The following is a 15,351-nucleotide window of genomic DNA, read 5'->3' on the forward strand; positions in this document are numbered from 1 at the left end:
GCCTGGGGCATCATGTCCGCCCTATCCATGCACTCACCCGTCGGCGATCTGACGATTTTCGCCGAAGAAGAGGCCATTGTGGCCCTCGAATGGGGCTGGGGCAGCGTGCAGGACCCCTCGCCGATGCTGGTGCGCGCCAAGGCGGCGCTGGAACGTTATTTTGCCGGCGGCAAGCTGGAAGAGCTGCCTTTGCGCCCGTTGGGCAGCGCCTATCGCCAGAAGGTCTGGGCGGCGTTGCGTGACATTCCCCACGGGCAGACGCGCAGCTATCGTGAGATCGCCCTGGTGGCCGGCGGCTCGCCCCGCTCGGTCGGCGGCGCCAACGCCGCGAACCCGATCCCGATCCTGATCCCCTGTCATCGCGTGTTGAGCGGGACGGGGCTTGGCGGGTATTCCGGCGGCGACGGGCTGGCCACCAAGCGCGCATTACTCAACCTCGAAAAACTGAACGCCGGAGTTTAAGGCTGATGACCAAAGCAATTCGTATTCACGCCACCGGCGGACCGGAAGTAATGAAATGGGAACAGGTGCCCACCCCGCAGCCGGGCCCGAACGAGGCGTTGATCCACCATGAGGCGGTGGGGCTGAACTATATCGACGTGTATTTCCGCACCGGCCTGTACAAGGCGCCGCTGCCGGCGACCATCGGCATGGAGGGGGCCGGCGTGGTCGTGGAAGTGGGCGAGGCGGTGAAGGACCTCCGGGCGGGCGACCGCGTGGCCTATGCCGGCGGGCCGATCGGCGCCTACGCGACCGAGCGCGTGATCCCCGCCGACCGCCTGGTAAAGCTGCCGGACACGATCGATTTCCAGACCGGCGCGGCCATGATGTTGCAGGGCATGACCGCGCAATATCTGTTGCGCCGGACCTTTCCCGTACAGAAGGGGCAGACGATTCTGGTGCATGCCGCGGCCGGCGGAGTCGGCCTGATCATCTGCCAATGGGCGCGGCATCTCGGCGCCAATGTCATTGGCGTGGTCTCCAGCGAAGAAAAGGCGGCGTTGGCGCTGGCGAATGGCGCCACCCACGCCATTGTCGGCCATGCCCAGCTCCCGGCCGAGGTGCGGCGCCTTACCGGCGGCGCAATGGTGCCGGTGGTGTATGACAGCGTCGGCAAGGACACGTTCAATGCCAGCCTGGACTGCCTGGCCCCGCTCGGCATGATGGTGAGCTACGGCAATGCCTCCGGCTCGGTGCCGCCATTCGATATTTCGGTGCTGGGCGCCAAGGGCAGCCTGTTCCTCACCCGGCCGTCGCTCGCCACCTACATCGCCGCGCGCGCGGATCTGGAAACCGTGAGCCGGGATCTGATTGATGTGGTCAGCTCCGGGGCGGTGAAAATCCAGGTCAACCAAACCTTCCCGCTCGCCGAGGCGGCCGCGGCGCATGCCGCGCTGGAAGGCCGCAAGACCACCGGCAGCACTGTGCTGCTGCCCTGAGCTACGCCGCGCGGATCGGCACCGGCGCTCCGGCGCGGCCGGTACTCATCTTCGCCGCCGCTTTGGTGGCGCTGACGGTGCCATGCATCCTGTTCGTGGACCGGCCGGTGGCGCTGTATTTCAACGCGCACCCGGGGCTGCGGCCGCTCTTCCAGGCCGCCGCGGTGCCATCCTTGCTTCCTTTGCCGTTGGCGGGGCTGTTTCTGTTGTACAGCCTGGCGCGGAAACTGCGCGGCGCCGGCGCCATAAACCGCCTGTATCTCGCCGCCAGCGTCGCCACGCTGGCCGGCACGGCGGCCAAGGACGAGCTGAAATGGCTGTTCGGCCGGCCTTGGCCGGATAGCTGGCTCCATATGGGACTCTACGAGTTCCACCCGCTCGCCACCAGCAACCTGTATGGCGGGTTTCCCTCCGGCCATACCTCCTACATCGCCGCGCCGCTCTGCGTGCTGTGGGCGAAAATGCCGCGCTATCGCTGGCTCTGGGGCGGGCTGATCGGGCTGGTGATGGTGGGGCTGGTCGGCGCCGACTATCATTTCGTGGCCGACGTGCTGGGCGGGTTGCTCACCGGCATGATCTGCGCCTGGGGCAGCCTGGTGCTGATCCCGGTCCGGGATGCTTAGCGAAAAAAGAGGCCGCATTTTGAAAAAAGCGGCGCAAAAACTTTTGTTGACGCTGGGCCGGTGGCGTTGAAACCAGCACGCCCCAAAATAACAAAGTTTTTTTGCTACTTTTTGTTCACAAAAAGTAGCGCTTCCTATTGCTTATGACATGCCTGATTTAAAGCCATCCTTCGTGGCGCTCCTGCGGAGCCGGCAATTCCTGCCGTTGTTCGTCACCCAGCTGCTCGGTGCGATCAACGACAATCTGTTCAAGAACGCGCTGGTGGTGCTGGCGCTTTACCGGTTGGCGCATCTGGGACCCGTGCTGGTGGCGTTGGCCGGCGGCGTTTTTCTGCTCCCCTACGCGATTTTTTCCGCCATGGCGGGGCAGCTCGCCGATGCCAGGGAGAAATCCCGGCTGATCCGCGCCGTCAAAATCTGGGAGCTGGCGCTGATGCTGCTCGCCGGCCTCGGCTTTTTCACGGGAAATTTCGCGGTGCTGATGGCGGTGCTGTTCGGCCTTGGCGTGCAGGCGACGTTTTTCTCGCCGCTCAAATACGGGATCCTGCCGGATTTCCTGGCAGGGGACGCGCTGGTGGTGGGCAACGGGCTGGTCGAGGCGGGCACGTTCGTCGGCATCCTGCTCGGCACCGTGGCGGGCGGGCTGCTGGTGGTGCTGCCGCATGGCGAGATCGCCGCATCGCTCGCCGTTCTCGTGGTCGCGCTGGCGGGGATCTGGGCCGCCTGGGCGATTCCGCCAACGCAGGTGGCGCAGCCAGGGTTGCGCCTGGAGTGGAATTTTCCTGCCGCCAGCGTTTCGCTCCTCCGGCTGGCGGCGGAGGCGAAGACCGTGTGGTTCGCGGTGCTGGGCATCAGCTGGTTCTGGGCGATGGGCACGGTCGTACTCGCGGAATTCCCGACCCTGGCGCACGACGTGCTGCATGGCAGCGGCGCGGTGGTGACGCTGATGCTGGGCGTGTTCGCGGTGGGGGTGGGCATCGGCTCGCTCGGCATGGCGCGGCTGGTGCGGGACGAGGCACTGCTGCATTACGTGGTCGTTTGCGGGGTCGGCGTTTCGGTGTTCACGGCCGGGTTTGCGCTCCTGGCGGCCTATGCCCCGGTGCTGCCGGACATTCCGGCGGTGCTGGCGAGCGGCTGGGGCCAGATGCTGTTGGCCGATCTGCTGGCTCTGGCAATTTGCGGCGGCGGGTTCTCGGTGCCGCTTTATGTGCTTCTGCAGGAAAGTGCGGCGCCCTCGCACCGGGCGCGCATGATCGGGGCCGCCAATATCATGAATGCGCTGGCGAGCGTGGTGGCGGCCGGGCTCACCGCGGGGCTTTATGCCGGGGGGCTCGGCGCGTCGAAGATTCTGCTGCTTTCCGCTGTGGCGAATGCGGGCGTGACGTTCTGGGTCCTTGGGAAAATCCGCGGTGGTGCACAAAACGAACGAAAATCGATGGAATCATCGCCGAAGAGATAAATCTTTGTCATCACGTTTTACGGGGACCCGCCAATTTCCGGCGACCGGCAGAATGCTCTAAGTTACGCCAAGCAGGGATCAAAATCATGCCGACGTGATTTTTGCTGGGAGTTTTTCATTTGACGGCATTCGGGAGAAAGATTCAGCGCCACCACAAAATCGACACATAATGAAGTTTTTTAGAATAATGCGTTTGGCGTCTCCTGGGCTGCGCTTGTCGCTCCTATGTGTGGATGGCTATGATGATTTGGACCGGACGATTTAAGGGGGAGCTCTTTTGGTAAAACCGTTGCGTAAGGCCGTACTTCCTGTCGCCGGATTGGGCACGCGATTTTTGCCCGCCACCAAGGCGATGCCGAAGGAAATGCTTCCCGTCGTCGACAAGCCGCTGATTCAATATGCGGTGGACGAAGCGCGTGCGGCGGGGATCGAACAGTTCTGCATGGTCACGGGCCGCGGCAAGACCGCGCTGATCGATCATTTCGACATCGCGTTCGAGCTGGAAGCCACTTTGGCCGAGCGCAACAAACGCGAGGCGTTGGATTTGCTGCGCTCCGAGGCGATGGCGCCCGGCTCGATCTCCACGGTGCGCCAGCAGGTGCCGCTCGGCCTCGGCCACGCGATCTGGTGCGCCCGCACCTTCATCGGCGACGATCCGTTCGCCATTCTTCTGCCGGACGATTTGGTGCTGAGCGATACGCCCTGCATGGCGCAGCTCGCCCAAGTGCATCACGAGACCGGCGGCAATGTCGTCGCGATCAGCGAGGTGCCGCGGGAACAGACCAACCGGTACGGTATTTTGAAGACCGGCGAGACCTCGGGCGGCCGCGTCGAGGTCAAGGGGCTGGTCGAGAAGCCGGCGCCTCAGGATGCGCCCTCCAACCTCTCGATCATCGGCCGCTATATTCTGCTGCCGGAAGTGGTTCATCACCTCTCTCAGATGGAACGCGGGGCCGGTGACGAGGTGCAGTTGACCGACGCAATGTCCAAGCTGATCGGCCATGCGCCGTTCCACGGCCTGAAATTCACCGGCACGCGCTTCGATTGCGGCGACAAAGTCGGCTTTCTGGAAGCGCAGATCGCCTTCGCGCTGGCACGGCCCGATCTCGGCCCCTCGGTTCGGGAATTTTTGAAGAAATACGTGAATTCATGACGTGGCGCCGCAAGGCGGGCGCGCCAGCGCGTCCGCCTTCGGCCAGGGACAATGATTTCAGCGCGCGAGATACATATGACATTTGCACATAAATTCCACGCCAGCACCCTGCGCGAATACGACATTCGCGGCATTGTCGGCGACACGTTAGGCGAGGCGGATGCGTTCGCCATTGGCCGCGTGTTCGGCTCGATCATCGCCGAACAGGGCGGCAAGCGCATCGCCGTCGGCCGCGACGGGCGGCTCTCGTCGCCGATGCTGGAAGCGGCTTTGATCAAGGGCCTGGTCGCGAGCGGCGCCGAGGTGCTCTCGATCGGTTGCGGCCCGACCCCGATGCTCTATTTCGCCGCCTTCACCACCCCGACCGACGGCGCGGTGATGGTGACCGGCAGCCATAACCCGGCCAACTACAACGGCTTCAAAATGATGGTCGGCAAGAAGCCCTTCTTCGGCAAGGAGATTCTCGATCTCGGCGCCCGCTCCGCCGCGGGCCTGGTGGTGCCGGAGGCCAGAGGCAGCGTCGAACACAAGGATATCAGCGACGCCTACGTCGCCCGCCTGCTGCAGGACTGGGACGGCGAGAAGAAGCTGAAAGTGGTGTGGGACAGCGGCAACGGCGCCGCCGGCGACGTGCTGGCCAAGCTGCTGGCGAAGCTGCCCGGCGAGCATAAAGTGTTGAACGGCCGGATCGACGGCAATTTCCCCGCGCACCATCCGGACCCGACCGTGCCGAAGAACCTGGAGCAGCTGATCGCCGCGGTGAAGAAGGAAAGTGCCGATGTCGGCGTCGCCTTCGACGGCGATGCCGACCGCATCGGCCTGGTCGATAATGAGGGGCATGTGCTCTACGGTGACCAGTTCCTGGTCCTGATGGCGCGCGACGTGCTGCGCGCGCATCCCGGCGCCACCATCATCGCCGATGTGAAGGCAAGCCAGGTGCTGTTCGACGAGGTGCAGAAAGCCGGCGGCCAGCCCTTGATGTGGAAGACGGGGCACAGCCTGATCAAGAGCAAGATGGCCGAGATCGGCGCGCCGCTCGCGGGCGAAATGTCCGGCCATATTTTCTATAACGACAAATGGTACGGGTTCGACGACGCGCTCTATGCCGCCGTGCGCGTGCTGGGCGTGATCGCGCGCAGCACGCAGACTGTGGGCGAGTTCCGCGCCAGCCTGCCCAACGTCGTCAACACCCCGGAACTGCGCTTCGACTGCGCCGAGGACCGGAAATTCCAGGTGGTGAAGGAAGTGGCCGAACGGCTGAAGGCAAGCGGCGACAAGGTCTCCGACACCGACGGCGTGCGCGTCACCACCGAAGACGGCTGGTGGCTGCTGCGCGCCTCCAACACCCAGGCGGTGCTGGTCGCCCGCGCCGAAAGCACGTCCGAGGCCGGGCTCTCGAAGCTGAAATCCGAGCTGGCCGGGCAGTTGGCTGCCTCGGGCCTGGCGCCGGATTTCTCCGGGGCGAATGCCGGGCATTAAGTAAGGCAAGGAAGCAGGCGCTTTTTGAAAAAAGCGCCGCAAAAACTTTTTTGAAATTGGGCCCGTGGCGGTGAAACCGCACGGGCCCTAACTGACAAAAAACTACTTTTTGTTCACAAAAAGTAGCCTCCTTTCTTATTCACCCGCCGCGCGCTACTGAGCGTGCATGTCCATCCCCTTTGTCAAAATGCAGGGCGCCGGCAACGATTTCGTGGTGCTGGACGCGCGCGAAAAAGATCTTGCCTTGCCGCCGCAAATCGTGCGCCGCATCGCTGACCGCCGGCTCGGTGTCGGCTGCGACCAATTGATTGTGCTGGAGCGCGACCCCGAGGCGCAGGCCGACGTGTTCATGCGCATCCTCAACGCCGACGGCACGGAAGCCGGAGCTTGCGGCAATGCCACGCGCTGCGTCGCGGCGCTGCTGGCTGAAGAAAATGGCGAGCGGCGGGTGACGGTGCGTACCGTCACGGGCCTGCTGCCGGCGGAAATTCTCGGGCCGGGCCTGGTCGAGGTGGATATGGGGCCGCCGCGGCTGGACTGGGAAGGCGTCCCGCTATCCGGCGCGATGGACACGCTGCATCTGAACCTGTCGATGGGCCCGGTCTCGGACCCGGCCGCGTGCTCGATGGGCAACCCGCACGTCACCTTCTTCGTCGATGACCTTGCGCATCTGCCGATCGAAAGCATCGGTCCGGTGCTTGAGAAGCACAAGCTGTTCCCCGAACGCGCCAATGTCGGCTTCGCCCAGATCGAGAGCCCGACGCGTATCCGCTTGCGCGTGTGGGAACGCGGCGCGGGGCTCACGCTGGCCTGCGGGTCGGGTGCTTGTGCCACCTTGGTGAACGCCTACCGGCGCGGGCTGACCGGGCGCAGCGCCATGGTGGTGATGGATGGCGGGGAATTGCTCATCGGCTGGAACGAAATCGGCCACGTGACCATGCGCGGCCCGGCCGAGACGTCGTTTGTCGGCGCGCTGGAGGCGTGGGTCTGATGGCGCTCTCGGGCTTTTTCGGGCGGCTGAAATCCGGCCTGTCGCGCAGCGCGGCGAAGCTCACCGATGGCATCACCGGCACCTTCACCAAGCGCAAGCTCGATGACGCGGCGCTCGAAGAACTCGAGGACCAGTTGATCGCGGCTGATCTCGGCGTCGACGTGGCGAACCGGGTGATCCGCGATTTCCGCAGCACCCGCTTCGGCCGCGAGGTCTCCGAGCAGGAGATCAAGGACACCCTGGCGGCGGAAATCGCCAAGGTGTTGCAGCCGGTGGCGCAGAAGCTGGTCGTGGACCCCGCCAAAAAACCATATGTGATCCTGATGACCGGGGTGAACGGGGCGGGCAAGACCACGACCATCGGCAAGCTGGCGGCGCAATATCGCGCGGCCGGGCTGGTGCCGGTGCTGGCGGCGGGCGACACGTTCCGCGCCGCGGCGGTGGAGCAGCTGCAAGTGTGGGGTGCCCGCGCCGGCGCCGAAGTGGTGACCGCGCCGCCCAACTCCGACGCCGCCTCGCTCGCCCATGACGCGCTGGCGCGGGCGCAGAAAATCGGCGCCGACGTGCTGCTGATCGACACCGCCGGCCGGCTGCACAACAAGACCGCTTTGATGGAAGAGCTGCAAAAAATCATCCGCGTGATCCGCAAGCTGGACCCGACCGCGCCGCACGCCGTGTTGCTCACGCTGGATGCCACCACCGGCCAGAACGCCGTCACCCAGGTGGGAATTTTCAAGGACATGGTCGACCTGTCCGGGCTGATCGTGACCAAGCTGGACGGCTCGGCGCGCGGCGGCATCGTCGTCGCGCTGGCCGAGCAGTTCGGGCTGCCGATCCATGCCGTGGGCACCGGCGAGCAGATGGCTGACCTGCAGGATTTTGACCCGGCTGAGTTTGCGCGGGCGCTGGTGGGCGAATAAGGAAGGAAAGGAAGCCTACTTTTTGTGAACAAAAAGTAGCAAAAAAACTTTGATTTATGCTGGGACATGGGCCGTGTCAGCGACAACGCCCATGACCCAGCATAACAAAAGTTTTTGCGGCGCTTTTTTCAAAAAGCGCCCACTTACTTTGCGCTAGGAGCGAATAATTGTCTGAAGTGACTCTGGGACGGCGGGCCATCGATGAAGGTGTCAGCCGGCGGAACCGCAAATGGGTGGCGGCGTGGCTGCTGGTTTCGTGTTTCATGATCTGGGTGATGGTCGGCATTGGCGGCTACACCCGCGATTCCGGCTCGGGCCTGTCGATCATGAACTGGGACCCGATCATCGGGGCTTTGCCGCCGCTGAGCCAGGCCGCGTGGGATAAATTATTCGCGCTCTATCAGACCATCCCGCAATACCAGCTTTTGCACCAGGGCATGGATCTGGCGGGCTTCAAGACGTTATTCTGGCCGGAATATTTTCACCGGCTCTGGGGCCGGCTGATCGGCCTGGAGTTCTTCGTGCCGCTGGTGGTGTTCATCGTCACGCGGCGCATCGAGGCGCGGCTGATCCCCTGGCTCGCCCTGCTCTTCGTGTTGGGCGGGCTGCAAGGGGCGATCGGCTGGTTCATGGTCGCGTCCGGCTTCGACCCGAACAGCGTGGCGGTGCAGCCTTGGCGGCTCAGCCTGCATTTCTCCTTCGCGATCTTCCTGTATATCGCCATTTTCTGGACGGCGCTGACCGTGTTGCAGCCCGAGCCGGTGAAGTTGCCGGGGCTGCGCGGGCTGAAATTCTGGGCCATCGCTGCGCTCCTCTGCGTGGGGGCGACGATGTTCGCCGGAACGTTCGTTTCCGGCACGCATGCGGTCTCCATTTTCGATCCGGCGAAGAATATCGGCATGGGCGCGCCGCCGCCGGGCTATCTCTCGATGAACATGTTCGCCGACAAGGCGGCGGTGCTGTTCAACCACCAGGCGCTGGCGACGCTCACGGTGCTCGTGCTGCTGGCCACCGTCACGGTGACGCTGCGCAGCCAGGCGCCGAAGCCGGTGCGCGATGCGGGGCTGCTGGTCGGCGCTTTGGTGATCCTGCAATTCATCCTCGGGGTTACGGCGCTGGTGTCGCAAATGTTCGATATCGGTGTCGCGCATCAGATGGATGCGGTGCTGCTGCTCACCGCCTGCCTGCTGCTGCTGCACCGGCTGCGCGGCGCGGTGCGGTGAAGCCAGCGGGGGACAAAGCGGTCGGCAATTGGCTGCTGCTGTTGGCCTTCATGGTGTTCGGCATGGTCGTGGGCGGCGGCCATGTGCGTACCATCGGGGCAGCCTTCGCGATCCAGACCTGGCGGCCGTTTACCGGCTTCATCCCCCCGCTGAACGACGCCGCCTGGGTGCATCTGTTCGCCTTGTACCAGCAGACGGCGCAGTTCCAAGCGCATCCGGTAACGCTCGACCAATTCCGGGCCTTGTTCTGGCCGATGTTCTGGGACCGCAACTGGGGCCGGCTGATGGCGCTGGCGTTCCTCATCCCCTTCGCAATGTTTGCCTGGCAGCGCCGCCTGTCGCTTCGGCTGATGGTCTGGGTGCTGGCGATTTTCCTCGCCGGCGGCGCGCAGGCGGCGTTCGGCTGGTACCTGGTGCGCACCGGGCTCGAGCCCGGCATGATGATGCCGCCGCCGCTCTGGGCCGCGCCGCATTTCGTCACCGCCTTGCTGATTTTCATCGCGCTGATCTGGACCGGACTGACGGTGAAGCGGCCGGTGCCGCCAATGGTCGAAGGCGTGGCGTGGCTGCGCCCCTGGGCGCTGGCCAGCGTGCTGCTGCTGCTGGTGACGATGGGCTTCGGCGCGCTGGTCGCCACCACCGATGCGATCACCCAATTCCATAGTTTTCCGCTGATGGACGGGCATCTTGTGCCGCCCGGCCTGTTCGCGCTGCATCCGCTATGGTGGAATTTTTTCGCCAACAAGGCGACGGTGCAGTTTTTCCATCGCGGGCTCGCCACGCTGACCTTCCTCATTGTGCTGACCACGTCTGTGATGGGTCTGCGCGGCGCGGACCGGTATCCGGGCCTGCGCGACAATTTCCTGCTGCTCGCGGGGCTGGTGGCGTTGCAGTTCATTCTGGGCATGGCCACGGCCGTGATGGGTGCGCCGGAGCTCGGCTATGTGCATGAGCTGAACGCAGTGCTGCTGCTCGCCGCCGCGGTTTGCGCGCTGCATGGTTTGCGCGGGGCGACATCGCGGTCCATGTTAAGGTCAGAATTTGCCCTCGCGGAGCATGGAAATGACCGAAGCCCTGAACATCGCCGAAACGCTCTTTCATCGTGACAACGGCCTCGATCCGGTAAGCGCGGGCCGTCACATCGCCACCGCGACCGACGGCGCCGATGATGGCGAGTTGTTCCTGGAATATCGTGAATCGGAATCGATCAGTCTGGATGACGGCCGGATCCGCGCCGCCAGCTTCGACACAAGACGCGGTTTCGGCCTGCGCGCGGTGCTGGGGGAGGCGAGCTACTACGCCCACGCCGGGGAGATTTCCGACGCCGCATTGGCGCGCGCCGCGGCGACGATCAAGGCCGCCAAGGCGATGGAGCATGCGGTGACCGCGGCCGGGCCTGCTTCCGCTCCGGCCGCGCTTTACACCGGCCTGAACCCGCTCGCGGACATGCCGTTCGCCGGCCGCGCGGCCTTGCTGGGTGAGATCGACGCGTTCGCGCGCGCGGCGGATTCCCGCGTGGTGCAGGTGATGGCGAGCATCGCCGGCGAGTGGCAGGTGGTGGAAATTCTCCGCGCCGACGGCCGGCGCGTCGCCGATGTGCGGCCGCTGGTGCGGATGAATATCTCCGTCGTGCTGGAGGAGAACGGCCGCCGCGAATCCGGCAGCCACGGCGCCGGCGGGCGCACCTCTTATGCGCCGCTGATGGACCCGCATTTCTGGCAAGGCGCGGTGCGTGAGGCGATCCGCCAGGCTTCCTTGAACCTCAGGAGCGTTCCCGCGCCGGCCGGCGAGATGCCGGTGGTGCTGGGGGCCGGCTGGCCCGGCATCCTGCTCCATGAAGCGATCGGCCATGGGCTGGAAGGCGATTTCAACCGCAAGCAGACCTCCGCCTTCGCCGGGCTGATGGGCAGCCGTATCGCCGCCAAGGGCGTGACGGTGGTCGATGACGGCACGCTGCCGCACCGGCGCGGCTCGCTCACCATCGATGACGAAGGCACGCCGACCTCGCGCACCACGCTGATCGAGGACGGCATTCTCGTCGGCTTCATCCAGGACCGACAGAATGCGCGGCTGATGAACATGCGCGCCACCGGCAACGGGCGGCGGCAATCCTACGCGCATTCGCCGATGCCGCGCATGACCAACACGGTCATGCTGGGCGGCGAGGCGTCCCGCGAGGACATGATCAAATCCATCAAACGCGGCCTCTACGCCGTGAATTTCGGCGGCGGCCAGGTGGACATCACCTCCGGCAAATTCGTGTTCTCGGCGTCGGAAGCCTACATGATCGAGGACGGAAAAATCGGCGCGCCCGTGAAGGGCGCGACGCTGATCGGCAACGGGCCGGATGCGCTGACCAAGGTGGAAATGATCGGCAACGATTTGGAGCTGGACCCCGGCATCGGCACCTGCGGCAAAAACGGCCAGGGCGTGCCGGTGGGCGTGGGCCAGCCGACGATGAAGATGTCCGGGCTGACGGTCGGCGGCACTGCGGCGTAGGCAGGCAAGCAAAAGTAAGCGCTACTTTTTGTGAACAAAAAGTAGCAAAAAAACTTTGTTATGCTGGGCGGAGGGGCTGAAGGTTCCGGCGGTGCGTAGCACCGTTGGAATAGCCCCGGAGGGCATGGGCGATGTCGGCGACACAGCCTGTGGCCCAGCATAACAAAAAACGGCCGTTTTCTAAACTAACAGAACATTAAAATTATTAATTAAGCGATGGATTTTTTCGTGCAGCCTTGCTATTTCCGGTTGCGGGGGCTGCCGCATTTTTATCCTTTGATTGCAGATACTGCCTGCTATTCAGCTTAACCATTTTCATCCCGGCAGCCTAAAGGGAGGCAACGTTGTTAACGTGGTTCCGGGAAATTGCGCCGATTCGTCTGAAACTTGCCGTCGCGTTCGGCACACAGGTCGGGCTCGTGGCCTTGTGCGGCGCGGCTGGCCTGTTGTTTGCGGTTGGTGAGATCGGCTTCACCGCGATGGCCGTGATCTGCGGCGCCGCGCTGCTGGTTTCCGTGATTCTGGGCATCGTGCTGCGTGAGGCGATCGCCGGCCCCTATGTCGGCACGGTGGTGCGCATGGAGGGGTTGGCCGCGGGGAATCTCGAGGCGTCGATCCGCTTCACGAATTATCGGGATTGCGTCGGGCGGATGACGAAAGCGATGTACATTTTCCGTCAGACGGCATTGGACAAGATCAAGGCCGATCGGGCCGCGGCCGAACAGGCGGCGGCGGAGGAGGAAGAGCGGCGGCGCCTGCAGGCGCGGACCGTCGCCGAACAGGCTGAGATCGTGGTGCATTCCGTCGGGCAGGGCCTAGCGCGGCTGGCCGGGGGGGACCTGACCTTCCGGCTGAACGAGGCGCTGCCCGGTGCCTATGAAGCCTTGCGGGGCGATTTCAACGCCGCCATGGAGCGGCTGCAGCAAACCCTGCGCGACGTGGCGCGCAACACCGGCGGCGTGCGCAACGGCGCGGCGGAGATTGCCGCGGCCTCCGACGATTTGGCCAAACGCACCAGCCACCAGGCGGAGACATTGGCGCAGGCCGCCACGTCGCTGGATGAGATTACCGGCACGGTGCGCCGCACGGCGGCGGGGGCCGGCGAGGCCCAGCGCCTGGTGACGGATGCGCAGGGGAACGCCGCGCGTTCCGGCGAGGTGCTGCGCGAGACCGTGGCGGCGATCGGCGAAATCGAAAGCTCGTCCAGGGAGATCGGCAAGATCCTTGGCGTGATCGATGAGATCGCCTTCCAGACCAATCTCCTGGCGTTGAATGCCGGGGTCGAGGCGGCGCGGGCGGGCGAGGCCGGGCGCGGTTTTGCCGTGGTCGCGGTCGAGGTGCGGGCATTGGCGCAACGCTCGGCGGATGCGGCGAAGGAGATCAAGACGCTCATCTCGGCTTCGGGTGCACAGGTCGCTTCCGGGGTAAGGCTGGTCGGCGAGACCAGCACCGCACTGGCGGGGATCGTCGCCCAGGTCGGGCAGTTGAACACGCTGGTGGGGGGCATCGCGGCGATGGCCCAAGGGCAGGCGGCGCAACTGGGAGACGTGAACGGCGCCATCCGGCAGATGGACCGGGTCACGCAGGAAAACGCCGCCATGGTGGAAGAGGCGACGGCGGCAAGCCAGAGTCTTGCAGGGCAGGCAAGCGAACTGACCCGGCTGGTCGGACGATTCTCAGTGCAGGCGGCCAGCGTACCCGTGCTTCGGGCGCTGCCGGCTGAGCTGGCGATTCACTGAAGTCAGTAAGGAAGCGCTACTTTTTGTGAACAAAAAGTAGCAAAAAAACTTTATTTACTCTGGGCCATGGGCTGTGTCGGCGACAACGCCCGTAGCCCAGCATAATAAAAGTTTTTGCGCCGCTTTTTTTAAAAAGCGGCTGCTTTCTTACTTCCTGACTTCTTAATACTGCGGCGTGATCGGTGCCGGGACGGTGCGGCCGGGGCGGTGGGGGCGCAGGCGGCCGAGGGTTTTGCGGAGCTTGCCGATCCGCGCGACGTCGTGGAGCCGGCGGTCGAGGAAGTGCAGCGTATTCTCGTCGCCTTCGGAATGGTCGTTCAGCCAGTAGAGCAGGGTCGCGCTGTAGACCGCGGCGAGGATGCCGCGCTTGGTGTACCAGGAAAAATCCGCGGACATATCGCCGGCGGCATGCCAGATGGCATCGACCGTGGCGGCGAGGATGCGCGCCGCGACCGGGGCGTGCGTCGGCAGGCTGAGCCAGGACAAGGCGCGGCGGATCGCCTCCTTGTCGCCGCGTGTCTGTTCCAGGCGCATGGCGATGATCGCGCGCACCCGTGCGGGGAGGCGGTAGGCGGCGAGGTCCGCGCCGGCGGCCTCCTCTTCCATGCGCTGGTCCATCAGCGCGAAGCTGCTTTCGATCATTTCGCCGGCGCCGTTTGGAAACATCAGCACCGCGTCCTCCCGGGGCCGGCCGATGCTGGCCAAGGCGTTGCGCACGGAAGTCTGGGTCCAGCCGTCGAACGGCACCTGCGGCAGCAGCGCGTCGAGCAAAGCTTCCATGTCCTCATCGATCTGCATCACACAATCTCCGGCAGAGGCTGGTTGTGGCGTTCGGTCTCTTCATTAAAGCCGAAATAGCGGAAATCCGACATGCGCATCGGGTAGAGGATGCCGTTGAGATGGTCGGTTTCGTGCTGGACGATGCGTGCCGCGAAGCCGGAAAGCTCGGCCGCGAAGGGGGCGCCGCGCGCGTCCAGCCCGGTCAGGCGGATGGCGCGGTAGCGGGGCACCGCGGCGCGCAGGCCGGGGATGGAGAGACAGCCTTCCCAGCCCAGCTCCCGTGCCTCCGAGAGCGGGGTGATTTCCGGGTTGAACACGACGGAGAGCGGCACGGCCACGCCGTTTTCGGCGCGGGCGGCGGGCAGGTGCCAGATGAACAGCCGCCGTGGCTGGTAAACCTGGGGAGCGGCGAGGCCGACCCCGCCGGCATCCTGCAGCGTCTCCGTCATGTCCGCCAGCAGCCTCTGGATGTCCGGCGCCAGCGGGTCGTCCACGGGCACGGCCGTTTCCAGCAAAACCGGGTGGCCCATGCGGGCGATTTTCAAGATTGCCATAGACGCATAGATGGCGCGGCAGAAAAGATTTGGCGAGAGCGCAAATTATGCTATAGGCGGGAAATCTTTCTCAGCACGGCCGTTAGGGCCGTGTTCGTTTTTGGCTTTTTTGTAGTTTTTTCAGGAGTTTCGGGCCAGGTGCAAGTTCTCGTTCGTGACAATAACGTCGATCAGGCGCTGAAGGCGCTCAAGAAGAAGCTGCAGCGCGAAGGCGTGTTCCGCGAGATGAAGCTCCGCCGCCATTATGAGAAGCCCTCCGAGCGCCGTGCGCGCGAGGCCGCCGAAGCCGTGCGTCGCGCCCGCAAGATGGAGCGCAAGCGCATCGAGCGCGAAGGCTTCTAAAACCCGCTCCGGCGGTTGGCTTTCATGCTGGGGCGGTTTGGCCCGGCTCTGATGTGAAGACCAGGTCCGGAAAGAAATATCAACGCGGTCGCCCTTGGCGGCCGCGTTTGCGTTTGTGGCCCGCGGCCGCGAAACCAGCACGGCCCAAAT

General features: G+C 64.6%; 15 protein-coding genes. 13 read left to right on the top strand and 2 right to left on the bottom strand.

From position 1 onward, the window contains the following. Positions 1-12: 12 nt before the first annotated feature. The 12 genes from VNC39_RS08165 (at position 13) to VNC39_RS08220 (ending at position 13,525) form a co-directional block, all read left to right on the top strand. Positions 13-462: a methylated-DNA--[protein]-cysteine S-methyltransferase gene (locus VNC39_RS08165; protein WP_325398001.1), complete on the top strand. Its 450-nt coding sequence runs from the start codon at positions 13-15 to the stop codon at positions 460-462. Between the two features lie 5 nt (positions 463-467). Further along, entirely contained in the window at positions 468-1,439 is a 972-nt protein-coding gene (locus VNC39_RS08170; RefSeq protein ID WP_325398003.1) for a quinone oxidoreductase family protein, read from the top strand. Between the two features lie 65 nt (positions 1,440-1,504). Further along, positions 1,505-2,062, top strand: a complete 558-nt coding sequence (locus VNC39_RS08175; protein ID WP_325398005.1) for a phosphatase PAP2 family protein — start codon at positions 1,505-1,507, stop codon at positions 2,060-2,062. A 148-nt stretch (positions 2,063-2,210) separates the two neighbouring features. Next, positions 2,211-3,521: an MFS transporter gene (locus tag VNC39_RS08180; protein ID WP_325398007.1), complete on the top strand. Its 1,311-nt coding sequence runs from the start codon at positions 2,211-2,213 to the stop codon at positions 3,519-3,521. A 277-nt stretch (positions 3,522-3,798) separates the two neighbouring features. Further along, positions 3,799-4,674, top strand: coding sequence for a UTP--glucose-1-phosphate uridylyltransferase GalU (galU, locus tag VNC39_RS08185; RefSeq protein ID WP_325398009.1), 876 nt, complete (start codon positions 3,799-3,801; stop codon positions 4,672-4,674). 75 nt (positions 4,675-4,749) lie between these two features. Continuing rightward, positions 4,750-6,153 (top strand): phosphoglucomutase/phosphomannomutase PgmG, encoded by a 1,404-nt coding sequence (gene pgmG, locus VNC39_RS08190; RefSeq protein WP_325398011.1) that lies wholly within the window; start codon positions 4,750-4,752, stop codon positions 6,151-6,153. A gap of 166 nt (positions 6,154-6,319) precedes the next feature. Continuing rightward, on the top strand, positions 6,320-7,144 hold the full coding sequence (dapF, locus tag VNC39_RS08195; RefSeq protein ID WP_325398013.1) for a diaminopimelate epimerase: 825 nt from the start codon (positions 6,320-6,322) through the stop codon (positions 7,142-7,144). Next, entirely contained in the window at positions 7,144-8,064 is a 921-nt protein-coding gene (ftsY, locus tag VNC39_RS08200; protein WP_325398015.1) for a signal recognition particle-docking protein FtsY, read from the top strand. The genes dapF and ftsY overlap by 1 nt, the downstream gene beginning before the upstream one ends. Positions 8,065-8,231: 167 nt before the next feature. Continuing rightward, the gene (locus VNC39_RS08205) at positions 8,232-9,287 is read left to right on the top strand and encodes a COX15/CtaA family protein (RefSeq protein ID WP_408840403.1); all 1,056 of its coding nucleotides are present in this window, start codon (positions 8,232-8,234) and stop codon (positions 9,285-9,287) included. Beyond that, a complete protein-coding gene (locus VNC39_RS08210; protein ID WP_325398017.1) occupies positions 9,284-10,393 on the top strand; it encodes a COX15/CtaA family protein in 1,110 nt (369 codons plus the stop codon). The genes VNC39_RS08205 and VNC39_RS08210 overlap by 4 nt, the downstream gene beginning before the upstream one ends. After that, the gene (tldD, locus tag VNC39_RS08215) at positions 10,350-11,786 is read left to right on the top strand and encodes a metalloprotease TldD (RefSeq protein ID WP_325398018.1); all 1,437 of its coding nucleotides are present in this window, start codon (positions 10,350-10,352) and stop codon (positions 11,784-11,786) included. The genes VNC39_RS08210 and tldD overlap by 44 nt, the downstream gene beginning before the upstream one ends. Before the next feature lie 344 nt (positions 11,787-12,130). Next, positions 12,131-13,525, top strand: coding sequence for a methyl-accepting chemotaxis protein (locus tag VNC39_RS08220; RefSeq protein ID WP_325398020.1), 1,395 nt, complete (start codon positions 12,131-12,133; stop codon positions 13,523-13,525). A gap of 162 nt (positions 13,526-13,687) precedes the next feature. On the opposite strand, the gene VNC39_RS08225 is transcribed toward VNC39_RS08220, so the two are convergent. Together VNC39_RS08225 and def are read right to left on the bottom strand one after the other, a co-directional pair. After that, positions 13,688-14,323, bottom strand: coding sequence for a COQ9 family protein (locus VNC39_RS08225; RefSeq protein ID WP_325398022.1), 636 nt, complete (start codon positions 14,321-14,323; stop codon positions 13,688-13,690). After that, positions 14,323-14,859, bottom strand: coding sequence for a peptide deformylase (def, locus tag VNC39_RS08230; RefSeq protein WP_325398024.1), 537 nt, complete (start codon positions 14,857-14,859; stop codon positions 14,323-14,325). Before def ends, VNC39_RS08225 begins: the two co-directional genes overlap by 1 nt. A gap of 138 nt (positions 14,860-14,997) precedes the next feature. Between def and rpsU the strand changes: the two genes are divergently transcribed. Beyond that, on the top strand, positions 14,998-15,201 hold the full coding sequence (gene rpsU / locus VNC39_RS08235) for a 30S ribosomal protein S21 (protein WP_007421557.1): 204 nt from the start codon (positions 14,998-15,000) through the stop codon (positions 15,199-15,201). Positions 15,202-15,351 lie beyond the last annotated feature (150 nt).

Origin of the sequence: Acidocella sp., assembly GCF_035535915.1 — a bacterium.
Lineage (GTDB): Bacteria > Pseudomonadota > Alphaproteobacteria > Acetobacterales > Acetobacteraceae > Acidocella.